A 23118-nucleotide genomic window follows, 5' to 3' on the forward strand; every position below is an offset into this window, starting at 1 on the left:
CGGCCCTGGCGGCCCGCCGCCGTATTAATCCTCAAGCGGGCTGCACGCCGCCCACGTTGCGGCTGCGGTTTTCCACCAGCACGGAAATGCCGAGCACGACGATGCCGCCGCAGGCCAGCATGGCGCCCACCCAGCCCGTCGAGCGCAAGCCCATGCCCATGGCGATGGCGATGCCGCCGGCCCAGGCGCCCAGGGCGTTGGCGATGTTGAAGGCGGAATGGTTGAGGGCGGCGGCCACCGTCTGCGCGTCGCCGGCCACGTCCATCAGGCGCGTCTGCACGGCCGGGGCGACGGCGATGCCGGCGCCGATGGCGAACAGGTTGATGGCCGTCAGCCAGACATTGCTGCTGGTATAGGTAAACGCGGCCAGGGCGGCCACGTTCCACAGCAGCACGCCGAAGATGGTCCACAGGCGCGAGCGGTCGGCCAGCCAGCCGCCGATCAGATTACCCACCGTCATGCCGATGCCGATGATGGCCAGCAGGATGGAAATGACGAGGGGCGAGACTTTCGTGATTTCCAGCAAGGTTGGCGTGATGAAGGTGTAGACGGCGAACATGCCGCCGAAGCCGATCGCCACCATCAGCAAGGTCAGCCATACTTGCAGGCGGCGGAACACGCCCAGCTCGCGGCGCGGGCTGGAATCGCCGGCGGCCACCATGGGCACGAAGATGCGCACCATCAGCATGGTCAGCAGGCCCAGCGCGGCGACCAGTAAAAAGGCCGAGCGCCAGCCCAGGGTCTGGCCGATATACGTGGCCAGGGGCACGCCGAAGATATTGGCGACAGTCAATCCCATGAGCACGCGGGCGACGGCCTGGCCGCGCCGGTCCGGTTCGGCCAGGGCGGCCGCCACCAGGGCCGCCACGCCGAAATACGCGCCGTGCGGGATGCCGGCCACGAAGCGGGCCACGACGAGCAAGCCATAGTTCGGCGCGATGGCGCTGAGCAAGTTGCCGCCCGCGAACATCAGCATCAAACAGATGAGCATCAGGCGGCGCGGCATGCGCGCCAGGAAGATGGTGATCAGGGGCGCGCCGATGACCACGCCCAGCGCGTAGGCGCTGATCATGTGGCTCATCTGCGGCAAGGTCGTGCCCAGGTCGTCGGCGACCACGGGCAGGATGCTCATGGAGGCGAATTCGCCCGTGCCGATGGCGAGGCCGCCGATGGCCAGGGCCAGGTCGGCGTATCCAGCGCCAAAAGGCGCGGTGACGCGCGGAATCAATGGGTCTGCGGAGGCGTGCATGTTCTTGTTAGTTGGGTAAGGATGTGACTGGGTGGAGAGGCGCGCTGTGGCCCGGCCGGAAGTGGCAATGCGCCACCAGAGTCGACGGCTGGCCGGTATTTTCGGGCTATAACAACTGCCCAAGGACAACATTGTAAAAGATTCGGGCAAGCTCTGCTGGGCGATGGCTAAAATCTGCTGCACTGCACACCGCCGCGACAGCCCTTGTTGTTAACGATAACACGGAAAGCGCGCCAGGCCGCCACAGGGAGAGCGAAGAAAACGCGGCTGTGGCGGAAATGGTCACGTTGGCGTATTAGTTCGACAATGTTTGCTGCAGCGCTTCCAACCCCGCCACATAGATGCCGTGGAACAAGTCGGTCACTTCCTGCTCGCTCACGCCCACGGGCGTGAAGCGGCCCGACCACGTGACCCGGGCGTGTTCGCTGCCGGCGATGGGTTCCACTTGCAGGGTCGACAGGTAATCGCTGGCGGGAAACGGCGCCTGCAGAATCGAATAGCTGTAGCGGCGCGCCGTGTTGTCATACGCTTCCAGCTGTTCGACGATGACGTCGCCGGCCGGGTTGGCCAGGTGGCGGATGCGGCCCCCTGCGCTCAAGGTGCTGCTGGGAATGTAGGGCAGCCAGTCGGGCAGGCCATTGAAGCCGCCGATCAGTTGCCATACCTGCGCCGGCGTGGCGGCGATGTCGATGGAGGTGGTGGTGTGTGCCATGATGAATTCCTTGTCTATATATTAGAGAGTGCTGCCGGGCAGCGGGGCGAACGGCGACACCAGCTGTTCGGCGCGCATCTCGTGCCAGAAGGCGGCGGGGATGACGGCGTGCAAGGCTGCCAGGTCCTCGGCCAGGCGTTCCGGGCGGCTGGCGCCGGGAATCACGGCGGCCACGGCCGGGTTGGCCAAGGAAAATTGCAGGGCCGCCGCCTTCACGCTGACGCCATGGCGCGCGGCGATGGCCTTGATGCGTTCCACCTTGGCGATGATGGCGGGCGAGGCTTTCTGGTATTCGAAGTGCGCGCCGCCGGCCAGGATGCCCGAGCTGTAGGGGCCGCCCACGACGATGTCGACGTTCTGACTTGCCGCGGCCGGCATCAGGCGCTGCAGCGCCCGTTCATGGTCGAGCAGGGTATAGCGGCCGGCCAGCAGGAAGGCGTCCGGCTGCGCTTCGCTCAAATCCAGGGTCAGTTCCAGCGGTTCCACCTTGTTTACGCCCACGCCCCAGGCCTTGATCACGCCTTCCTCGCGCAAGCGGGTCAGCACGCGGAAGGCGCCCGTGCGGGCAATCTCGAATTGCGCCAGCCAGTTGTCGCCATGGAAGTCTTGCGCGATGTCATGTACCCAGACGATGTCGAGGCGGTCCGTGTCCAGGCGTTTGAGGCTGTCGTCGATCGAGCGCAGGGTGGCGTCGGCCGAATAGTCGTCGACGATCTTGTTCTTGCGGCCGAATTCGAACAAGCCGCCTTTCTCGCCCATGTCACGCGTCGCCGGGTCTTCCTGCTCGTCGAGGATCAGGCGGCCGACCTTGGTACTGAGCACGTAATCGTCGCGGCGGCGCTGTTTCAGGGCGGCGCCCAGGCGCAGCTCGGCCAGGCCGGCGCCATAGAACGGGGCCGTATCGAAATAACGGATGCCGCTGTCCCAGGCCGCATCGACTGTCGCCAGCGCTTCTTCCTCGGGAATGTTGCGGAACATATTGCCCAGCGGCGCCGTGCCAAAACCCAGTTTGCCTGTCAGTAAGTGTTTGATCGTCATGGTGTTTTCCTTCAATGAGTGAGTGAATGGAGACAGAATAGCTGGACAAGTTAAGCCTGTCCAAGACATAATTGGCGCAACTTGAGTCTCAAAAGGTCTGACATGCTGGACATACGTCAATTGCAATACTTCATCGCCGTCGCCGAGGAAGAACACGTGGGACGGGCCGCCGAGCGCCTGCATATTTCCCAATCGCCGCTGAGCCGGCAGATCGCCCAGCTCGAAGACAAGCTGGGCCTGACCCTGTTCGAGCGCAGCGCGCAGCGCATCCGCCTGACGCGCGATGGCCATACTTTCCTGGCCGAGGCGCGCGCCTTCATTACCCACGGGAACCGCCTGGAGGCGCTGGCCAGGCGCCTGGGCCGTGGCGACGAGGGCGGCCTGTGCATAGGCTACATCGAAAACGCCATGCATGCGGGCGTCCTGCCCGACGGCTTGCGCACCTTGCGCGCGTCGCGGCCGCAGGTGCACGTGGCCCTGTACAACCTGCATTCGGCCGAGCAGATCGAAGGCTTGCGCCAGCGCAGCCTCGACATCGCCCTGCTGTGCGAACCGCCGCTGCCGAATGATCCGGACCTCGACTGCGCGCAGGTGCTGAGCGATCCCATGCTGCTGGCCATGCCGGAAACGCATCCGCTGGCAGGCAAGGCCGAGCTGACCCCGGACGACCTGGCGGGCCAGGAATGGATTGCCGTGTTGCACAAGGAAAGCGTGCTGAAGCACGATAACTTCATCGCCGCCTGCGCGCGCGCCGGTTTCACGCCCGATATCCGCATGGAAGCGACGGAACCGCTGACGGCGCTGGGCCTGGTGGCGGCCGGACTGGGCATGGCCATGATCCAGCACAGCCTGCGCCAGCACGCGCCAGCCGGCGTCGTCGTGCGCGCCTTGCCATGGTTCAGCTACCGCACGCCCTTGTGGCTGGCCTGGCACAAGGTCAACTTGCGTCCGCTGGTGGGCATCTTCCGTGCCACCTTGCTGGAGCAGGCGGGGGCGGCAGCCTAGATTTTCCTCGCATGTTTCAGGTGCAGGGGCAGCCACCACCACAGGCAGACGATGAGCGTGCCCATCAGCACGCAGGCGACGATGCCGGCGATGTGGCCGAAGACTTCCGACATCACCAGGTTGGTGCCGAGGATGAATGCCAGCGCCAGCGAAAAGGCGCCGCACATCATGATGCGGTCGGCTACGCGCTTGAAGCGCTCGCGGTCTTGCAGGGGGCGCATCACGCGGTGCTGGATGGCCGGCGCGCTGAGCAGCACCAGGCTGGTCATGGACAGGAAAAAGGTCAGCAGGAAGACGATTTTTTCCGCCTGCACGATTTTCGCGAAGCCGCCATTGAAGGGCAGGATGATGAGGAAGGCCGTGAGCATCTGCGCGCCGGGCAGCAGGATGCGCAATTCGCTGAGCAGGTCGGACAAATCGCCTTCGTCGGCTGGCTGCTGGTCGTCCCGTGGTTGAGCGTGCGGCATGGCGGCGTTCCTTGTGGTGGCAATGCTGGCAGTCTACGCGGCGGCGCGGCGCCTGACTGTGGGCGGGCGCACCTTCACAGGCATTGCGCGAAGCGCTGCGGGTGGCGCAAGGCGAACGCGCGCAGGCGCCACAGCGGCGTGGAGACGATGGCGCTGGCACTGTGGGAAGCGTCGTGGCCACAATGGCCGCAGGTGTGGCGGCGGTGCGGCGCCTGTGCGAAGCTGCCCAGGTCCAGGTGCGGATGGCCGCAGCGGGCGCAGTCGCTGCAGTCCAGCGGCACGCCGGCCTGCAGCGCGGCGGCGAACGCCTGCGCGGCCGGCGGCGTGATGTTCAGCTGGACGATGTCGGGATGAAACACGCCGGACAGCGCGCGGCAATCGATGGCCAGGGCGGGCGCATCGCGCACCAGCAGGGCGCCGCCCAGGTCGGCCCTGGCGCGCAATTGCAGCATGCCATCCTGGTCCAGGCGCAAGGTGGCGGCGTGACACTGCATGGGATCGAACAGCGCCGGATACAGCACATAGCCCATGGGGCTGGCATGTTGCCGGCAGCGCCGCTGCTGCGTCGCCTGCGCGTCCGCGAGGTCGGCCTGTGTGCCCCAATAGTGCTGGTGCGTGCGGCACCAGTGACGTAGCGCGCCGTTGCGGAACTTGCCTGCCGGGACCAGCGCGCACTGGACGATGGCGTCCTGGCCCGCGCCGGCGCGGAAGTGGCCCGTGATGAGCGTTGTCGTGACGCCAAGATGGCCCGTGCTCGCCTGCAGGGGCCAGCACATGCCGGGCAAGGTCAGCGGCGTCACCGGGCGCACCCGCGCGCGGCTATCGCCTTGCCAGCCACAAAATGCACAAGCCCGCCGTCACGGGCGGGCTTGGCGGTATGCCGCGTGCGGGACATGGCCCCGCCTTATTCTTCCGTGTCGGCCAGCGTGACGATGGCGCGCGCCCATTTCGAGTATTTCAGATTGGCCAGGTCACGCACGGTCTTGATGTTGAATGCCTGCTTGAGCAGCTCCGCATCCTTCTCGCTGACGCCTTGCAGCGCGTCGACGGGGGCATCGGCGATTTCCTTGAACGTCTTTTTTTCGTAGGCCTTGTCTACCGCTTTATTGATGTTCATCTCTTGATACTCCTCAGTAAGTAGGAAAAATTATTCTACACGTTTTTGTTGTCACTCAATTTACGCTTGCATGTCGTGCCGAAGTAAATATCATGGAGGGGGGTGACTCGGCAGTCGAGCCCGCTCTGTCGCCAACGCGAGAATTGCTATAATAGCATTTCTATTATTCATAGTATAATGATTTTCCATGGCGGAGAATGGTCTGCGCCATACCGGACGCCGCGGCATGCGGCCTCACATTGATAGCGTTCAGGAGATTACGATGAGTTTGCTAGACCAACTTGCAGGACAGGCGATGAGCGCTTTGGGCAACAAGGGCGCGGACGGGGAAGCCCCATCGGGCTTGATGGCCAGCGTGATGGACCTGGTCAACCAACATGGCGGCTTGCCGGGCCTGCTGCAAAAATTCCAGGAAAGCGGCCTGGGCGACCAGGTGGCCAGCTGGATCGGCACGGGCGCGAACGCGCCCGTATCGGGCGAACAGATCAAGGATGCGCTGGGCGCCGACACGGTCAGCCAGATCGCGGAAAAGGCCGGCGTCGCGCCGGACGCCGCGTCCGGTGGCCTGGCGGCATTGCTGCCGCAACTGATCGACAAGCTGACGCCCGATGGAAAAGTGCCGGAAGGCAATGACCTGGTCAGCCAGGGCTTGAATATGCTGAAGGGCAAGTTCTTCGGTTGATCGTCGGCATGTGCCCAGCAAAAAACCTCGCAGCGATGCGAGGTTTTTTTGTGTCTAGGCGGCCGCCATCATGCCGAAGCGCTGCTCCATATACGCTGGTTCGCGCGTCAGGCGCGCCGTGCTGCCCTCGACCAGATACGAGCAATAGCGGCGCCGCTCGGCGCTGCCGCCGCGCCGCTCCATCAGCTCGCCCAGCATGGCGACGGCATCGGCCGCCATCTTTTGCACGGGCTGGCGCAGGGTGGTGATGTCGTAGCTGAGCCAGCCCGACGCTTCCAGCGCATCGAAGCCGGCCACGGACATTTGCAGCGGCACCTGGATGCCCAGCTGGTGGCGCGCCGTGTCCAGGCAGCCGATGGCCATGATGTCATTGCCGCAGATGACGGCGTCCGGCACGCGGCCCAGGCGGTCGATGACCTTGCGCAAGCCGCCGCCGCCGCTGGCGTAGTCGTAGTTGCCGCTGACGACGATGGGCGCGGGCAGGCCCAGGCTCAGCAGGCGGTCCAGCACGCCCGCCTTGCGTTCCTGCGCCACGACCGAGTCGCCAGGGCCGTCGATGATGGCGAACTGGCGGTGGCCGGCCTCGGCCAGGCGCGATACCAGCAGGCGCGCCGCTTCCGCCTGGTCGCACAGCACGGCATGCACGGCGTGTTCGCGCGGACTGCGGTTGAACAGCACCAGCGGCACCTCGCGCCGGCCGAACTCGGCCATTTGTTCATCCGACAGGCCGGCCGCGACGATGGCGCCATCGACCTGGTACTGCCACACGTCGCTGAGCACTTTGCCGATATCGGCTTCGCGTTCCAGGGTGAACAGCAGCAGGCGCTTGCCCTGGCGGGCGATCTGCTGGCTCAGGTCGGACAGCACTTGCGGATAGTACAGGCTGGCCAGGTTGGAAATGATGACGGCCACCAGGTTCGAGCGGCGCGTGATCAGGCTGCGCGCGGCCGCGTTGGGGATATAGTCGAGCGTGATGGCCGCCTGCATGACCTTGGCATGCGTGGCTTGCGACACGCTGGCGCCGGGCTTGAAGCAGCGCGACACGGCCGACTGCGACACGCCGGCCAGCAGGGCCACGTCATACGAGGTGACGCGGCGTCCGGCGGAGGGCAGGCTGCGTGCGGCGGACGTGGTACTGGGGATGCGGTCGACAGTATTCTTTTTTCGCATATTGGTCTGGCAAGCAAGCTGTCTCAAAGTGTTCCTGCGGGCCCGGCCGCTTGTGGCGGCCCGGACGGGAAGGACGAGCATAGCGTAAAAGATTGCCATATGGCAAGACTGTTTTCTTATTCATGTTGCAAAAAATATGATGAATTGGCAAGTGGCATGCGTGCCGCGGCCGCCGTTGCCTCGCCGTTGCCTGCATGGCCGCCACGTGGTCGGCGGGTGCGACGGCTTGCCAGCCGGTCCAGGCGGTACTTGCCGCTAGGCAAGCTCCGTGCCGCCGTCCTGGGGGAACGTCAGGCGCACGCATATATGTCTAGTGCAACTGCGTGCCTTCTGATAACATAACGCCCCTTTATTCAGGGAAGGGTCGACATGGACCATGCATGCGGCGTCGATTTCGGCACGTCAAATTCCACGGTAGGCTGGGTACGTCCCGGGCAGAGCACCATGCTCGGCCTGGAGGATGGCAAGACCACCTTGCCATCCGTCGTCTTCTTCAATGCGGAAGACGAGGAGGTCAGTTTTGGCCGCGCGGCGCTGGCCGGTTATCTGGCCGGCTATGAAGGGCGTTTGATGCGCTCGCTGAAAAGCTTGCTGGGCACCAGTCTCATCGACGGCCAGACGGAAGTGGGCGGCCGCGCGCTGCCATTCCGCATGTTGCTGGCACAATTCATCGGCGAAGTGAAACGCCGCGCCGAGCAGTCCGCCGGCCGCGAATTCTCGTCCGCCGTGTTCGGCCGTCCCGTCTTCTTTATCGACGACAACGCGCAAGCCGACCAGCTGGCGCAGGACACGCTGGCCGACGTGGCCCGTTCCGTCGGTTTCAAGGACGTGGCCTTCCAGTTCGAACCCATCGCCGCCGCGTTCGACTACGAGTCGCAGATAGCCAGGGAAGAGCTGGTGCTGATCGCCGACATCGGCGGCGGCACGTCCGACTTTTCGCTGGTGCGCCTGTCGCCCGAGCGGGCGAAAAAAACGGAACGCCGCGACGACATCCTCGCCACGGGCGGCGTGCACATCGGCGGCACGGACTTCGATAAATACCTGAGCCTGTCGTCCGTCATGCCTTTGCTCGGTTATGGCAGCCGCCTGCATAACAATAGCGAAGTGCCATCCAGCTATTATTTCAACCTGGCCACCTGGCACACGATCAACCTGGCCTATACCAAGAAGATCTGGGTGCAGCTGGCCGACGTGTGCCGCGATGCGCGCGAGCAAGACAAAGTGAAACGGCTGCAAACGCTGATCGACGAGCGCGCCGGCCACTGGCTGGCCATGAAGGTGGAGGAGGGCAAGATCGCCCTGTCGGACGCGGCCGAAGTGCAGCTGGAGCTGGACCGTTTGTCGCCCGCGCAAAGCCTGCTGCTGAAACGCGCGCAATTCGACGACGCCATCGGCCACCTGTGCGGTTCCGTGGAAGAGACCGTGCTGCGGCTGCTGCGCGACGCGGGCGTGGCGCCGGACGCCGTCGATACCGTGTTCTTCACGGGCGGCTCGAGCGGCGTGCGCCTGCTGCGCGAAAAGATCGCGGCCCTGGTGCCGGCGGCGCGCAAGGTCGAAGGAGACTTGTTCGGCAGCATCGGCGCGGGACTGGCGCTGGACGCGGTGCGTAAATTCGGTGGATAATCCTCCCCCATTGCCGCCCTCACGAAAGAACGCCCCATGCATGTGTTTGACAAACCGATCGTCATGATCGACTTCGAGACGACCGGTCTGTCTCCCGACATGGGCGACCGCATCACGGAAGTGGCGGCCCTGCGCATCGAGGGCGGGCAGATCACGGACCGCTATGTGACCCTGATCAACTGCAATGCGCGCATTCCCGCGTTCATCACGGGCTTGACGGGCATCACGCAGGCGATGGTGGACAAGGCGCCGCCCGTGGCGGACGTCGTGCCGCAGCTGCTGGATTTTATCGGCAGCGATGCCTTGTCGGCGCACAACGCCAGTTTCGATGAAAAGTTCCTGCGCGCGGAAAGCGCCAGGCTGAACCTGGCCCCCGCGCACCAGTCGCTCGTGTGTTCGCTGAAACTGTCGCGCCGCGTGTTTCCCGGCATGTCCAGCTACAAGCTGGGGCTGCTGTCGAGCCAGCTGGGCATCGCTTTCAAGAGCGCCGCCCACAGGGCCGAGTCCGATGCGGAAGTGGCGGCGCAAGTGCTGATCCATATCGGCCGCCATTTGCGCAGCAACTATGGCATCGCCGACGTCGATGCCGATTTGCTCGTGTCCTTGAACAAGCTGGCGGCGGCCAAGGTGCCGCAATTCCTGCAGAAACACCCGTCGCGCCGCTGACGTTTCCCCGATGTTTGCCGCGCGCCAATTCTGGCGTGCAATCGTCCGCTTCCCTTGGAAGCGGACTCATCAAAACGATGTAATTTTGTTATTTCCTTTGAGTTCGCTCAAGTCCTTTCCCCGCATCGAATTTAAAATTTAAGCAACACACGATTTCGCCGCCCTGGGCCGCCGTTTTGCGCGCGCTGCCGGCAAGCGCAATGTGGATGGGGGCGCATATGGACAAGCACCATACTGCCAGAGATAGCCACCAGGCGTATATCTGGTTCCGCACGGCTGCCGAACAGGGCAATGCCTATGCTCAATTCAACCTGGGGCTGATGTACAAGAAGGGGGAGGGTGTCGCGCACGACGATGCGCGCGCCTTTGTCTGGCTGCGCCTGGCGGCGCTGCAGGGGCTGGCATTCGCGCAAAATCACCTGGGCGCCCTGTATTACCATGGCCGTGGCGTGGCACAGAGTGATGAAGAGGCGGTGCTGTGGTTCCGCCGCGCCGCCGCGCAGGGCGATGCGTCGGCCCAGCAAAACCTGGGCCAGATGTACCGCAAGGGAAGAGGCGTGCTGCAAAGCGACGAGCTGGCACTGGCATGGTTCTACCGCGCCTCCGAGCAGGGTGTGGCCAGCGCGCAGTCGCTGCTGGGCGAAGCGTATGCGCAGGGGCTGGGCGCGAAAAAGAACGATGCGCTGGCCCTGGCCTGGTTCCGCAAGGCCGCCTTGCAGGGCGATGCGCAGGCGCAGCTGAACCTGGGCCTCGTCTACAAGCGGGGCCAGGGCGTGGCGCAGAGCGACACGCAGGCGCTGGCCTGGTTTCGCCAGGCGGCCGCCCAAGGCCTGGCCGTGGCGCAGCGGCAGCTGGGGGTGGCCTATGCGGAAGGCCTGGGCGTGGCGCCCGACCAGCTGCGCGCCTATGCCTGGCTGCAGCGGGCCGCCGAGCAGGACGACATGGATGCGCAGTTCAACCTGGGCGTGATGCTGGCGCGCGGGCAGGGCGTGGAGCGGGACGAGGCGCGCGCCGTGGCCTGGTACCGCCGCGCCGCCCTGCAGGGCCACTGCATGGCGCAATACAACCTGGGCGGCATGTACGCGGGCGGGCGCGGCGTTGCCTGCGACTTGCGCCAGGCGCTCGACTGGTACGCCCGGGCGGCGGCCCAAGGGGCGGCAAACGCCCAGTTCAACCTGGGCGTGATGTATGCCAATGGCCACGGCGTGGCCCGCGATGCCGTGTGCGCCGTGCACTGGTACCGCACGGCTGCCGAGCAGGGCGATGCCAGCGCACAAAACAACCTGGGCGTCATGTATGCGAATGGCCATGGCGTGCCGCAAGACGATGGCCTGGCCGTGCACTGGTACACGCGTGCCGCCGAGCAGGGCCATGCGCTGGCCCAGTACAACCTGGGCGGCATGTACAACGGCGGACGCGGCGTGGACAAGGACCCCGTGCGCGCCTACATGTGGCTGGCGCTGGCGGCCGACGGCGGCGACGGCACGGCGGCCGGCGCGCGCGAGGCCAGCGGCGCCAAGCTGGCACCGGGGCAATTGCAGCAAGCCCGGGAGTTGATGCGGCAATGGCGTCTGGCCCATGGCCTGGCCTTGCCGCCAGTGCCGCCAGCGCCGCCAGTGCCGCCGCGCGCGTGAGGCGGCGCCACCGTGTCGTGCGCGCCGACGCATGCGATAATGCCCCCTCGGCATGCCTTGCTCCGGCATGTGTTGGTATGCGGGACAGGGAAAGGATCGCGATGGTAAGGCAGGCAGGCGAAGATGCATCCGAACAAAAGGTCATCGATGATATCGCAATACATGGCTGGCACGGCGTGTACATCGCCGGCGATGACGAGGGACCCGGCTATGCCTTCACGATAGGCGCTGGCCATAGCTTCGGCCTGCCCGAGTTTCTTATCATGGGCTTGCCGCAAGCCATGGCCCACACCATACTCGACGTGGCGCTCGATGCCGCGCGCGGCGGCGCCATCACGGATTTCACGGCCACCACGGATGCTTTGCTGCAAGGCCACCGGTGCGCCTTCGTGCGCGTGCCGCAAGCGCAGTACCGCGACTACGTCGGCTATGCGCGCTGGTATTACCAGGGCAATGATTTTAGCTTGTACCAGATCGTCTGGCCGTCGCGCGATGGGTATTTCCCGTGGGATGCGCAGGCCGGCGAAGCGTATGTCGCCAGCCAGCCACTGCTGGGGCCGGCACCGCAGGCGGCATGACTGAGGGCATGACCGTCACGGTAGTCACCGGCACGGCCACCGTGTGCGTGTTCGACCCGGCCGCCGTGCGCCACAGGCTGGACGACGATGGCGACTGGTGGAGCATCCCTTGCGCGGAACTGGCGGCCGTGAACGCGGGCCAGGTGGCGTTTTTCAACGTGGGCGGCGATGACGCGTATGAGGTCACGCTGCAGGCGGAACTTGCCGCGCCCCAGGTGAGCGTGCACCTGGCCGTGCGCTCGGGCCGCGTCTACATCGGTGCGGGTGAGGACGTCACGGGTGGCGGGCTGGAGCCGGATGCCGATTGCGGCGGCCTGTTCCTGGACGTGCCCGCGGGCAGTTACTGCCTGCAGGCGCGGCGCGATGGTGCGCGCATCCGCCTGGCCTTGCTGCCCGATGCGCGTGCCAGCAATGCCTTTGACGCGCTGGTGCGCATCTAATCCAACAGTGCAAGATACAGGCGGTGCAAGGTACAGCCAGCCTGTCTAGGCATCCATGCGCGCCAGGCCCATGCCTTGCCGGCGGTCCAGGAACAGGCTGTTGCCGTGGATTTTCTTCGCCTGCTTTTTCGCTTCGGCCGCCCGCGTGGCGATCTGGTGGTGCGTGTAGTATTGGTGCGCCTCGACCTTGATGACGCCCAGCGATAGGCTGATGAGTGAATAAAACACTTTCTTGCCCTGCCGGTCTTCGCTGATGTAGCCGCCCCGCTCGCAGTCGCCCGGGCTGTAATAGGCGAGGATGGCGGCCGCAAAATCGTCCAGCATGGCCTGGCAGCGCGTTTCCCAATCCTCGCTCTGGAACAGGATCATGAAATCGTCGCCGCCGATATGGCCGATGAAATCGCGGTTCGGGTCGCAATGGCCGCTGAGGATTTCTCCCGTCAGCTGGATCACGTCGTCGCCCTTGCGGTAGCCGTACACATCGTTGAAGGGCTTGAAGTGGTCGAGGTCGCAATAGCAGACCCAGAAGCGGGTGCCGCTGTGCAGCAGGCGGTCGATATGTTCATTGATGGGCACGTTGCCGGGCAGTTGCGTCAGGGGATTGGCGTAGCGGGCCGCATTGATCTGCATCTGCGTGATTTCGCGCATCAGGTCGTGGCCCGTGCCCATGCCCAGGTAGCGGCCGTGCTCGGTAATGATGAAGCCATTGAATAAATGGTGCGCATCGGACTGCACCATGGTGTAGCTGAGTTCCTGCAAGCTGGTCTCGTGGTCGGCGACGAGGGGATTGGCATCCATGAACAGGCTGCACGATTTCTTGCCGTACAGTTCGCGCTGATAGGGGCGGGCGAAGTGGTCGATCATCTCGAAGCGGCTGATCAGGCCCAGCGGCATGCCGTCATCGACGACGGGGATGATCATCAGCTTGGGCTCCTTCAGGAAAATCTCGTACACCTCGTTATTGTTTTTTTCCGGCGAGACGGCCGCCACCCGGTGCAGCAGCTTGCGGATGCTGGCGCCGTTCTTCTCCAGGCTGCTGCGCTGCGGATACACGGCCACGCCATGGCGTCCCAGCGCCTGCACCACTTCGGCGGGCAGGGCGCGCGCCGGCACCATGTGGGGCCGGCCCAGGTGATAGCCTTGTCCGAAGGCCACGCCCAGGTCGCGCAAGACCAGCAATTCCGTTTGCGCCTCGATGCCTTCGGCAATCACCAGGGTGCCCGACTTTTCCGCGATTTCCTGGATCGAGCGCACGAATTGCAGTTTCACGGGGTCATTGTTGATGCCCTGGATGAAATGCATGTCGATCTTCACGTATTCCGGGCGCAATTCCGACCACAGGCGCAGGCTGGAAAAGCCTTCGCCCAGGTCGTCAATGGCGATCTGGAAACCCATGTTACGGTAATGCAGCACCGCTTCGCGCATCAGCTCGTAGTCATAAGTGGGCTGGTTTTCCGTCAGCTCGATGATGACCCGGTCCGGATTGATGCCGATGTGCTCGATGTATTCCAGCGTCTCGCCATGGCGCGCATTGCGCACCAGCAAGCATTCGGGGCTGACGTTGAGGAACAGCTTGCCCGGCAGCTGCAACTCGGCAAAGCGTTCGAGCACCACCTGGCGGCACAGGTGCTCCACTTCCAGGGTCAGGTCATGCGCGCGCGCCACCTTGAACAGGTTCATCGGTGCATGCAGGGGGCTGTCCGATGGCCCCCGGATCAAGCCTTCGTAGCCGATGATCTCGCCGCTTTGCATGTGGATGATGGGCTGGAACAGGGCACTGAGCTTGCGGCCGGCCAGGATCTCGTGCAAGGCATCCGTCCCTTCGATGCTCATGGCGGCCGCTGGCGGCTTCAGGTAGGCAACGTTCGTTGGCATCGCGCCGGGCGGCGCGGCGGTGGCGGTGGGGAGGGCGAGAGTGTGCATAGGCGGACGTGGCGGCACGGCCTCTGGACGGGCCATGAACATGTTGCCGATAGTAAAGATGATTTATGACCGCTTGATGAAACGACTTTGCTTTTGATAATGTTTCTTGTGTGAACGTCAGTTTGCCGATTCCGCCGAAAGCGAGATTTATCATGGCCGGTTCTTGGAATTGCCCAAACAAAAGATGGGAAAATCATCAGATAACTGTGCTTTAAAAGTGCCAATCCGCGCTATGATTTCTCTTGGCGAAAGTCAACATAGGCAGCCGCAGAGTTTGCTTGAGCGGCATGCTTTCCCCGACATCCAACAATGAGACAAGAACCCATGCAATTACGTAGTGCAACCCTCATATTCAGCTTGCTGGCCGCATTCGGTGGCAACGCCCTGGCCCAGACCGCTCCAGCCGCCGCTTGCCCTGCCGGCGATGGCGCGCCCGTGGCATATCCGGTCAGTAAAAAAGTCGACCAGCAAGACAGCTACTTCGGCACCACCATCGCCGATCCATACCGCTGGCTGGAAGATGCCAACAGCGCGGAAACGGGGGAATGGGTCGTGGCGCAAAACAAGCTGACGCAAGCGTACCTGGGCACCATTCCCGAGCGCGCGGCGATCAAGCAGCGCCTGACCAAGCTGTGGAACTATGAGCGTTTCTCTACGCCGACCAAGCAGGGCGGCCGTTATTTCTACAGCCGCAACGACGGCTTGCAAAACCAGGCCGTGCTGTACACGGTGAAAAAACTGACGGACGAGCCGCGTCTGCTGCTCGACCCGAACACGCTGTCGAGCGACGGCACGGTGGCGCTGGCCGGCACCTCGATCAGCCCGAACGGCAAGTACCTGGCGTATGCCACGGCCGCTTCCGGTTCCGACTGGAACGAATGGAAAGTGCGCGACATCGAAACGGGCAAGGATTTGACGGACCACATCCAGTGGGCCAAGTTCTCGGGCGCCTCGTGGACCAAGGACAACAGCGGTTTCTTCTACAGCCGCTATGACGCGCCGAACGAAGCGACCAAGCTGGCCGATATCAATTACTTCCAGAAATTGTACTTCCACAAGATCGGCACGCCGCAAAGCGACGACGTGCTGGTCTTCGACCGTCCCGACCAGAAGGAATGGGCGTTTGGCGGCAGCGTCGTCAGCGATGACGGCAATTACCTGATCATCACGGCTACGCAGGGCACGGAACGCAAGAACCGCGTCTTCTACAAGGACTTGCGCCAGAAGAACGCCAAGGTCGTGGGCTTGCTCGAAGCGTTCGACGCGTCGTACGCGTTCATCGACAATGACGGCCCCGTGTTCTTCTTCAAGACGGACAACAATGCGCCGAAATCGCGCGTGATCGCCATCGACACGCGCAAGCCCGCGCCCGCCGATTGGAAGGAAATCGTGCCGCAAAGCGCGGAAACCCTCGTCGCCGTCAACCTGATCAACAACCAGCTGGTGCTCGACTACCTGAAAGATGCGCAAACGCAGATCAAGATCGTCGACCTGAAGGGCAAGCCGGTGCGCGAAGTGACCTTGCCGGGCATCGGTTCGGCCGGCGGCTTTGCGGGCAAGCGTGGCGACACGGAAACGTTCTACTCGTTTACCAGCTTCACGACGCCCGCCACCATCTACCGCTACGACATGAAATCGGGCAAGAGCACGGTGTACCGCCAGCCGAAGGTCGATTTCGACCCGAACGCCTTTGAAACGCGCCAGCAGTTCTTCACCAGCCGCGACGGCACCAAGGTGCCGATGTTCATCGTCTCGAAAAAAGGCATGAAGCTCGACGGCACCAACCCGACGTATCTGTACGGCTATGGCGGCTTCAATATTTCGCTCACGCCGAGCTTCTCCGTGGCCAATCTTGCCTGGGTGGAAATGGGCGGCGTCTACGTGATGGCCAACCTGCGCGGCGGCGGCGAATACGGCGAAGCGTGGCACCAGGCCGGTACCAAGCTGAACAAACAAAACGTGTTCGACGACTTTATCGGCGCGGCGCAATGGCTGGTGGACAACAAGGTCACTTCGCCATCGAAGCTGGCGATCGGCGGCGGCAGCAATGGCGGCTTGCTGGTGGGCGCGGCCATGACGCAGCGTCCCGACCTGTTCGCCGCGGCGATTCCGCAAGTGGGCGTGCTCGACATGCTGCGCTTCCACAAGTTCACCGTGGGCTGGGGCTGGGTGCCTGACTATGGCTCGTCGGACGATGCCGAGCAGTTCAAGGCGCTGGTGAAATACTCGCCGCTGCATAACCTGAAGGCGGGCGGCTGCTATCCGGCCACCATGATCACCACGGCCGACCATGACGACCGCGTGGTGCCGGCGCACAGCTTCAAGTTCGCCGCCGCCGCCCAGGCAGCGCAAGGCGGCGCGGCGCCCGTGCTGATCCGCATCGACAGCAAGGCGGGCCATGGCGCCGGCAAGCCGACGACCAAGCAGATCGAAGAAGTGGCGGACCGCTGGGGCTTCCTCAGCCGTTCGCTGAAGATGACGCCGGCAGTGGCGGAGCCGGCCAAGGTGGCGGCGCAGTAAGTCTTATTTAAACCCCAAGACAGACACCGGGGTCGGTCGCATCTCGATCGGAATGTGTCCCATTGGGACACATTCCCCCGTCGGGGCCGACCCCGGCCCTTGTCTCTGGGGCTATTCTAGCCAATACCCCCTCCCCAAACACCGCCTGAAACGGCAAATCCTTGCGCTGCGCATAGCCGATATAGCAATCGCACTTGAAGCGCGGGCAGCGGCGTTCCTGCAGCATCTCCGCCAGATCATCCTCATACAGATTCCCCAGCCGCTCGGGCACGAAATGGCAGCGCGCCAGTTCGCCGTCGCCATCGACGGATAGCGACGCCTCGCCCGCCAGGCACGGTTTATTACGCGAGGGCGAAGGGCGGCGGTTTTGCGCGAACCATGGGTCGACGGCGTCGAGCCAGGCCAGGTCTTCCACCGCGTAGTAGCCGGGACCACGCCGGTCATACGCGTTCAGCCACAGGTAGACGTGCGCGGGCAGGGCGGCGCGCAGGGCGCGGATGGCATCCAGGTGTGCATTCATCGCCACGACGCCGACGGAATAGCGCACGCCCATGGCGTCCAGGCGCGCGCAGCGCGCAAGAAAGCGCGCCAAGGTCGTCTGGTCCGGGTGGTAGGTGCACCACAGGCCGATCTTTTCCAGGCCATCCATCCCCTGCAGCCAGTCCAGCGGACCGGACAGATTCGTCTGCAGCGCCACCTGGCGCACGTGCGGCAAGGCGGCCAGGGCTTGCATGGCCGCGCGGTAGTGGCGCCGCACCAGCGCCTCGCCCCAGGGCGTAAACAGCACGCCGATGGGGCGCGTTTGCCGCGCAATCCAATCCGTAAAACGCGCCACTTCGCGCGCGTCGCGGGCCAGCGCGGCGCGGCTGTCGCGCTTCTTGGCGAACGGGCAGTAGCCGCAGGCGTAGTTGCAGCTGGCCAGCGTGCCCCGGTACAGCAGCGACAGCGTGCCCGCTTGCGCGAAACCTGGCGGCGCTGTCAGCACGCCTGTCCGCCCTCGGCCATCAGCGCGCGCACCGTGCCCGATGCCAGCCAGGGGCCGATGGTGTCGGCGTAGCTGTAGCCCCGGTCGTTCAGCCGCAGCAGCGGGCCATTTACTTCCACCAGTTCCAGCGCGTGCAGCTCGGCCAGCTGCGGCAGGTCCATCTCGCAGCGGGAGCCGAAGCGCGCCGCGTAGGCATCGCGGTCCAGGCCCGGTTCCGTCAGCAGCGACTGGATCACGTAGCGCCGGCGCTGTTCTTCGTCATCGAGCACGTAGCCGTGCTCGGCCTGCGCGAAGCGCGCTTCGTCGAGCGCCAGGTAATTGTCGATGATGTTGATGGTATCAAGCCGCGCCACCGCATACTCGCTCGAATAATGCAGGCGCGACGTGTACGAGCGGGCGCCCGCGCCCAGGCCCACCATGCCATCGTTCTGGCAGCAGTACGAAGGGCCATTCTGTTCCGGCGCATGCGGTGCGCGGAACATGCGCATGGAGACTTGCTCGTAACCCTGCGCGCGCAAATGGTCGCGCGCGGCCGCGTACAGGGCCAGACGGCTGTCGCCGCCCAGCGCCAGCATGATGGGGTTGAGCGACTGCGCGCCCTGGCGCCGCGCCACCTTGCCCAGGCCTGTCTGTTCGCGCACGTACAGCGGGTACAGATAGATCTCCTCGGGCCGGAAAGCCAGCGCGCTGTCGATGGACGCCAGCAGGCTGTCGATCGTCTGCCCCGCGATGCCGTAGATCAGGTCCAGGTTCAGGGTGGGAAAGCCGGCCGCGCGTATCAGCCCGATCGCCTGCCGCACGGTGGCGTTTTGCTGGGGCCTGGCCAGCGCGCGCATTTCGCCGGCGGCAAAGCTCTGGATGCCCAGGCTGACGCGGTCGATGCCATGTGCGCGGCAGACGGCGAGCCGCTCCGCCGTGATGGTCTCGGGCGACGCTTCGATGCCGGCGGGCGTGGCCTGCAAATCGATGCCGAGGATGTCGCGCGCGCCGCACAACAAGGTATCGAGCTGCGCGGGCGACAGGTAGGTGGGCGTGCCGCCGCCCAGCGCGAAGCGGGCGAAGCGCCGTTCGCCCAGCGCGCCATCGAGGGCGCGCATCTGCACCAGCACTTGCTGCACGTAGCGCTCCACCATGTCGGCGCCGGGGCGTGCCATGGCGAACAGATTGCAAAAGCCGCAGCGCATCTCGCAGAACGGAATATGGATATACGCGAACAGGGCGGAACGGTCCTGCTGCGCCCACAGCGGCGCCAGCGGCGCCGCCCTGGCCAGGGTGCGGTAGGCCGCCTTGTGCGGATACGAGTACGAATACGCCTGGTAGGGCGTGTGGCGCATGCGCTGCGCCAGGGTGCCCGGCTGTTCGGATGGGTTCATTGAGGGGACTCCTGAAACGTTGATTCGGGCGCGAGGAAGAAATGCGCGTACGGCACCTGCCACACGCTGTCGTGGGCCACGCGGTGGCCACGGTAGCCGTCTTCGCCATACGCGCTGCCGTGGTCCGAGCAGACGATGGCAAACGTGGGCGCGCGCGCCGCGCAGGCGGCAAACAGGGGCGCCAGCGCCGCGTCCACGTAGCGCAGGGCGGCCGCGTGGCTGTCCAGATTGTCGCTGCGGCAGCCGGGCAGGTAGGCGCGGTTCGGCGTGTGCAGGGCCGCCACGTTGATGAATAAAAAGGTGCGCTGCGCGCCGTCGCGCAGGCGTTCGATGGCCAGCGCCACCTGTCTTTGCGTCGAATGGCGGCTGGCCACGCCCATGCCCGCGCTCCAGTGGCTTTCCTGGAACAGCGACGGCAGCACGGAGCCCAAGGCGGTTTGCTTGTTGAAGAAACCCACGCCGCCGATGCAGATGGTGCGGTAGCCGCGCGCGGCCAGCGCGGCGGGAATATCGGCTTCCTCGAACGTCAAGGTGTGCGGCGAGGTCGTTTCGCTGCCCGCGAAGGCGGAGGCGAACAGGCGCGGATGGCGGCCTGGCGCGGCCGGCGTGGGCAAGAAGCCGGCGAAGAAGGCCTGGTGCGCCGCATAGGTAAACGTGGCGGGCGAGTGGCGCCGCTCCCAGCCGCCAGGCGGCAGCAGGCGCCCCAGCACGGGCAATTCGCCCGCCTCGTACAGGGCTTGCGCCACGTCAAAGCGCAGGGTGTCGAGCGTGATGAAGACGATATCGTGGCTGCCGACGATGGCGTGCATGTCGGGAATGGTCGGTGTTTCTTTAAGCATGGGCCAGTTGCGCCGTATAAGTATCGATGCCTTGCCACAGAAGGCCGGGCAGCAGGTCGCCGAAGGCGTTCGCCTCGAGCACATGGGCCTGGCCGTGGCGCACCACCACGTCGTAGCCCGTCACGTGGCTGCGGGGGAAGGCGCGCGCGGCCAGGGCGGCGGTGTCTTCCAGTGCCCGCATGTCGGCGTCGTTCAGCAGGCCCGCCGCCTCGCCGCGCCGGTTGTCGAGGTGCAGATTGGTCATCATCTGGCTGCCGATGCGCGCCACCCGGTGCGCGGGCTGGCCGTCAATGGTGACGACGCGCAGGTCGTAATGGCTGTCGCCGCAGCGCGGCTTGTTCAGCCATGCCTCCGCGTACAGCGCCTGCGCGGCCAGCGCGTCGACGAGGGCCGCGATGTCGTGTGCCGATGCGTAGCGCGCCATGCGTTTGCTGTTCAGCAGGCGCGTCGCGCCCTGCGTGCGCATTAGCGTGGCCGAGGTGGTGGCTTGCTGGCGGCCCGCGCGATTGCGCCGGTAGGCGACGACGCCGCAGGCCGACGAGCCATAGCGCGGCTTCAGGTACACGCGGTCCAGGTCATGCTCGCGCAGCAGTTCCTGCAGGTGCGCGTAGCCGTGCACGGGGCCGAGCAGGAATGGCACGGGCACGCCGTGCGCGGCCAGGTGGCGCTGGCATGCCAGCTTGTCCGTCATGCGGGTGATGTCGTCCGGCGCATTGAAGATGCGCGTGTGCGGCAGGTCCAGCAGTTGCGCGTCCAGGGCAGTCATGGCCGCCGTAAAACCGGCAAACCACGCATCCATGGCCAGCAGTTCGCCGTGTTCGGGCGCAGGCACGGGCGGGCGGCCTTGCAGGCAGCACCCCGTCTGCAGCAACTGCAAATGGGCGGCGCGATCGTCGCCGGGCGGCTCGATTTTGAGTATGCCTGGCTGGCGCAGGGCGTGCTGCAGCAGCGCCGGCTGCGCCAGCCAGTCGCGCCATTCCAGCACCTGCGCGGGCGGCAGGCGCAGCTGCGCGCGCGCCGCCTGCATCAGGCGCACGCGCTTGCTGCCCTGTGTCGCCAGCAGGGTGAGAGGCATCAGCAAAGGATAAAACTCCGCTTATTCGCCGACGGCCACGTAGCGGTAGCTTTCGCCGTCGTCCTCGTCCTCTTCCTGCGGGTCGTCCAGCACCACCTCGAACGGCAGCGCCTTCAGCTTCGCCTGGTTTTCCTCGGAAATGTAGTGGTGCGACAGGTCCAGGCGCTTCAAGCCGCCCAGCTGCGTGTGATTGAGCACGGCCACGGCGCCCAGGTCGCCGATGGTGCCCAGCGACAGGTCCAGCGTATCGAGCTGCGCCACCAGCGGTTCCTCGGCCAGCCACACGGCCAGGTCGTCGGCGATTTCCGCGTCGCGCAAGCCCAGATATGTCAGGGTCGGCACGGTCAGCTGTGCCAGCACCTTGCGGTACAGGTCGACGTCGCCCGAGAAGCCATAGTCGTCCGTGCCCAGCCACAGCTCCAGGTGTTCCAGCTGCGGCATGCTCGATTGCGCCAGCGCCTCGGCGATCTTTTGATCGAGGCCGCCCGCTTCGATGGTGAAGCGGCGCAGGTGCTGGTGCGCGAACGGCTCGATGACCAGTTCATTGCCGCCGCGGATGCGCAGCTCTTCCAGCAGCGGGAAGGCGTCCAGCAGCGGCTTGTAGCTGCCTTGCACGATCCACGAGATTTCGCATTCCTCGTACGTCATGTCGCCGATGAACAGGGCGCGCAGCTTCGGCAGCTGCGGCGCCTGGGCGATCAGCGCGGCCATGACCTCGTCGGCGCCCGATTCGTACGGGTCGCCCCACATGCCGATGATCAGCGCTTCGAGCGCGCCCTTGTCGGCCTTGTCCAGGAAGCCGGCGATCAGTTCATCCATCTTGCGCTCGTCGTCGTATTCGAGCGACAGGCGGTAGACGATGCCTGGTGATGCATCGAACGGCAGGTCCGGGTCGTACTCGACGACTTTTTTATGGTGGAAGGTGGTGGTGCTGTCGGAAATGGTCATCGCTGTGGCTCCCTGTAGGCGGTGGAGGCCTGGATGCCGCGCACAGTGTGGCGGAGGGACGAGCCGGGATGTGCCGCGACGCTCTGCGAAGACATCCAGGCCTGGAAATCTTGTCTATACTAAAATCTTAGCATAGCCATATGGACATATTGCGCACCGCAGCAGTGCTAATGTTGCCGTAGAGCATCGCGGCTTTCCTGTGTGGAGTCGAAAGCGGATGAAAAACGCTCAGGGCAAGGCGCGCGCCCGACGACAGTACGAATAGTACGGCGAGGGCGCGTAACGCAGCCATGGCCGTTTTCTCATGCGCTAGCTACCTGTGGATGACGACCAGCAGGGCCTTGCCCTCGGTCTTGCCCAGGTTGCGTATCGTATGCGGCTGGTCGGCGGGATAGCGCGCCGTGCCCCCATTCTTGACCTTTTTCTTCGCCGCGCCCACTTCCAGTTCCAGGTTGCCGTGGATGACGGTCAAATGCTCGGTGGTGCCCGGGTCGTGCGGCTGCGACGCCAGTTCGCCACCGGGCGCCAGGGTCACTTCATACCATTCATATTTGCCGGCCAGTTCCATCGGCCCCAGGATGCGCAGCACGTAGCCAGCGTGGTCGCCGGGCAGGGTGGGGGTTTCGTGGGCATCCGTGACGCGGATGGTTTCCACGGCTTTTTCCGCGCTGGACAGCAATTCGCCGATCTGCACGCCCAAGGCGTTGGCCAGGCGCCACGTGATGGCGATGGTGGGGTTGGCTTTTTCGCGCTCGATCTGCGACAGCATGGACTTCGAGACGCCCGCGATGCGCGACAAATCCTCGAGTGTCAGGCCGCGCGCCAGGCGCAGCCGTTGCAATGTGGCACCTACTTCAGGAGGGGAATTGGTCGAAACGCTGGTTTTCATCGGCAGTTGGCTTGCAAAGTTCAAAAGGCTTGGGTAATATCCACTATATTGAATTTCAGTTCGAAATAGTGGATTTTGAGGAAAAACACGGAAACGTGTAGACTTCAAACAGCGCTTCACGGTACAGCATTGTGCGCGCACCGGTCAAGCGGCGGCATTTCCCTATGGCGGCTGAAACCACACGC

Annotated in this window: 22 protein-coding genes; 8 read left to right on the top strand and 14 right to left on the bottom strand. The window is 64.7% G+C overall.

Annotated features, from left to right (window positions below):
• Positions 1 to 31: 31 nt before the first annotated feature.
• From BM193_RS15890 to BM193_RS15900, 3 genes are all read right to left on the bottom strand, one after another.
• Positions 32 to 1249 (bottom strand): MFS transporter, encoded by a 1218-nt coding sequence (locus BM193_RS15890; RefSeq protein WP_368087082.1) that lies wholly within the window; start codon positions 1247 to 1249, stop codon positions 32 to 34.
• Positions 1250 to 1544: 295 nt separating this feature from the next.
• Positions 1545 to 1961, bottom strand: coding sequence for an SRPBCC family protein (locus BM193_RS15895; protein ID WP_092797439.1), 417 nt, complete (start codon positions 1959 to 1961; stop codon positions 1545 to 1547).
• Between the two features lie 21 nt (positions 1962 to 1982).
• The gene (locus BM193_RS15900) at positions 1983 to 2999 is read right to left on the bottom strand and encodes an aldo/keto reductase (RefSeq protein ID WP_092797440.1); all 1017 of its coding nucleotides are present in this window, start codon (positions 2997 to 2999) and stop codon (positions 1983 to 1985) included.
• 102 nt (positions 3000 to 3101) lie between these two features.
• On the opposite strand from BM193_RS15900, the gene BM193_RS15905 reads away from it, so the two are divergent.
• A complete protein-coding gene (locus BM193_RS15905) occupies positions 3102 to 4004 on the top strand; it encodes a LysR substrate-binding domain-containing protein (RefSeq protein WP_092797441.1) in 903 nt (300 codons plus the stop codon).
• Here BM193_RS15905 and BM193_RS15910 read toward each other — a convergent pair.
• The 3 genes from BM193_RS15910 to BM193_RS15920 all read right to left on the bottom strand — a co-directional run bounded on the left by BM193_RS15910 (position 4001) and on the right by BM193_RS15920 (position 5588).
• Positions 4001 to 4471, bottom strand: coding sequence for a DUF6328 family protein (locus BM193_RS15910; protein ID WP_092797442.1), 471 nt, complete (start codon positions 4469 to 4471; stop codon positions 4001 to 4003). The genes BM193_RS15905 and BM193_RS15910 overlap by 4 nt on opposite strands.
• Before the next feature lie 74 nt (positions 4472 to 4545).
• On the bottom strand, positions 4546 to 5271 hold the full coding sequence (locus BM193_RS15915) for a hypothetical protein (protein ID WP_092797443.1): 726 nt from the start codon (positions 5269 to 5271) through the stop codon (positions 4546 to 4548).
• A 104-nt stretch (positions 5272 to 5375) separates the two neighbouring features.
• Positions 5376 to 5588 carry a hypothetical protein gene (locus BM193_RS15920; RefSeq protein ID WP_034751103.1) on the bottom strand — a complete coding sequence of 71 codons (213 nt, stop codon included), beginning with the start codon at positions 5586 to 5588 and terminating at the stop codon, positions 5376 to 5378.
• A 262-nt stretch (positions 5589 to 5850) separates the two neighbouring features.
• Here BM193_RS15920 and BM193_RS15925 point away from each other — a divergent pair, with 262 nt between their 5' ends.
• A complete protein-coding gene (locus BM193_RS15925; protein ID WP_092797444.1) occupies positions 5851 to 6270 on the top strand; it encodes a YidB family protein in 420 nt (139 codons plus the stop codon).
• A 54-nt stretch (positions 6271 to 6324) separates the two neighbouring features.
• On the opposite strand, the gene BM193_RS15930 is transcribed toward BM193_RS15925, so the two are convergent.
• Entirely contained in the window at positions 6325 to 7440 is a 1116-nt protein-coding gene (locus BM193_RS15930) for a LacI family DNA-binding transcriptional regulator (protein WP_092797445.1), read from the bottom strand.
• Between the two features lie 369 nt (positions 7441 to 7809).
• Here BM193_RS15930 and BM193_RS15935 point away from each other — a divergent pair, with 369 nt between their 5' ends.
• From BM193_RS15935 to BM193_RS15955, 5 genes are all read left to right on the top strand, one after another.
• The gene (locus BM193_RS15935; protein WP_092797446.1) at positions 7810 to 9063 is read left to right on the top strand and encodes an Hsp70 family protein; all 1254 of its coding nucleotides are present in this window, start codon (positions 7810 to 7812) and stop codon (positions 9061 to 9063) included.
• A gap of 36 nt (positions 9064 to 9099) precedes the next feature.
• Entirely contained in the window at positions 9100 to 9729 is a 630-nt protein-coding gene (locus BM193_RS15940) for a 3'-5' exonuclease (protein ID WP_175533310.1), read from the top strand.
• Positions 9730 to 9947: 218 nt separating this feature from the next.
• Positions 9948 to 11363, top strand: a complete 1416-nt coding sequence (locus tag BM193_RS15945) for a tetratricopeptide repeat protein (protein ID WP_092798027.1) — start codon at positions 9948 to 9950, stop codon at positions 11361 to 11363.
• A gap of 101 nt (positions 11364 to 11464) precedes the next feature.
• Positions 11465 to 11941, top strand: a complete 477-nt coding sequence (locus BM193_RS15950; protein ID WP_092797447.1) for a DUF4262 domain-containing protein — start codon at positions 11465 to 11467, stop codon at positions 11939 to 11941.
• Positions 11942 to 11949: 8 nt separating this feature from the next.
• Entirely contained in the window at positions 11950 to 12381 is a 432-nt protein-coding gene (locus BM193_RS15955) for a DUF6386 family protein (protein ID WP_092797448.1), read from the top strand.
• A 45-nt stretch (positions 12382 to 12426) separates the two neighbouring features.
• Here BM193_RS15955 and BM193_RS15960 read toward each other — a convergent pair whose 3' ends face one another.
• Positions 12427 to 14214: a GGDEF domain-containing protein gene (locus BM193_RS15960; protein ID WP_092798028.1), complete on the bottom strand. Its 1788-nt coding sequence runs from the start codon at positions 14212 to 14214 to the stop codon at positions 12427 to 12429.
• Between the two features lie 414 nt (positions 14215 to 14628).
• Here BM193_RS15960 and BM193_RS15965 point away from each other — a divergent pair, with 414 nt between their 5' ends.
• Positions 14629 to 16824, top strand: a complete 2196-nt coding sequence (locus tag BM193_RS15965; protein ID WP_092797449.1) for a prolyl oligopeptidase family serine peptidase — start codon at positions 14629 to 14631, stop codon at positions 16822 to 16824.
• A gap of 7 nt (positions 16825 to 16831) precedes the next feature.
• On the opposite strand, the gene BM193_RS15970 is transcribed toward BM193_RS15965, so the two are convergent.
• From BM193_RS15970 to BM193_RS15995, 6 genes are all read right to left on the bottom strand, one after another.
• The gene (locus tag BM193_RS15970; protein WP_254786260.1) at positions 16832 to 17809 is read right to left on the bottom strand and encodes an STM4011 family radical SAM protein; all 978 of its coding nucleotides are present in this window, start codon (positions 17807 to 17809) and stop codon (positions 16832 to 16834) included.
• Positions 17803 to 19182 (bottom strand): STM4012 family radical SAM protein, encoded by a 1380-nt coding sequence (locus tag BM193_RS15975; RefSeq protein ID WP_092797450.1) that lies wholly within the window; start codon positions 19180 to 19182, stop codon positions 17803 to 17805. Before BM193_RS15975 ends, BM193_RS15970 begins: the two co-directional genes overlap by 7 nt.
• On the bottom strand, positions 19179 to 20021 hold the full coding sequence (locus tag BM193_RS15980) for an STM4013/SEN3800 family hydrolase (RefSeq protein WP_092797451.1): 843 nt from the start codon (positions 20019 to 20021) through the stop codon (positions 19179 to 19181). Before BM193_RS15980 ends, BM193_RS15975 begins: the two co-directional genes overlap by 4 nt.
• Positions 20014 to 21096 (bottom strand): STM4014 family protein, encoded by a 1083-nt coding sequence (locus BM193_RS15985; RefSeq protein WP_254786283.1) that lies wholly within the window; start codon positions 21094 to 21096, stop codon positions 20014 to 20016. The genes BM193_RS15980 and BM193_RS15985 overlap by 8 nt, the downstream gene beginning before the upstream one ends.
• A 21-nt stretch (positions 21097 to 21117) precedes the next feature.
• Positions 21118 to 22044, bottom strand: a complete 927-nt coding sequence (locus BM193_RS15990; protein ID WP_092797453.1) for an STM4015 family protein — start codon at positions 22042 to 22044, stop codon at positions 21118 to 21120.
• A 313-nt stretch (positions 22045 to 22357) separates the two neighbouring features.
• Entirely contained in the window at positions 22358 to 22933 is a 576-nt protein-coding gene (locus tag BM193_RS15995) for a helix-turn-helix domain-containing protein (RefSeq protein WP_092797454.1), read from the bottom strand.
• Positions 22934 to 23118 lie beyond the last annotated feature (185 nt).

It is taken from the genome of Janthinobacterium sp. 344 (assembly GCF_900112025.1).
Lineage (GTDB): Bacteria > Pseudomonadota > Gammaproteobacteria > Burkholderiales > Burkholderiaceae_D > Janthinobacterium.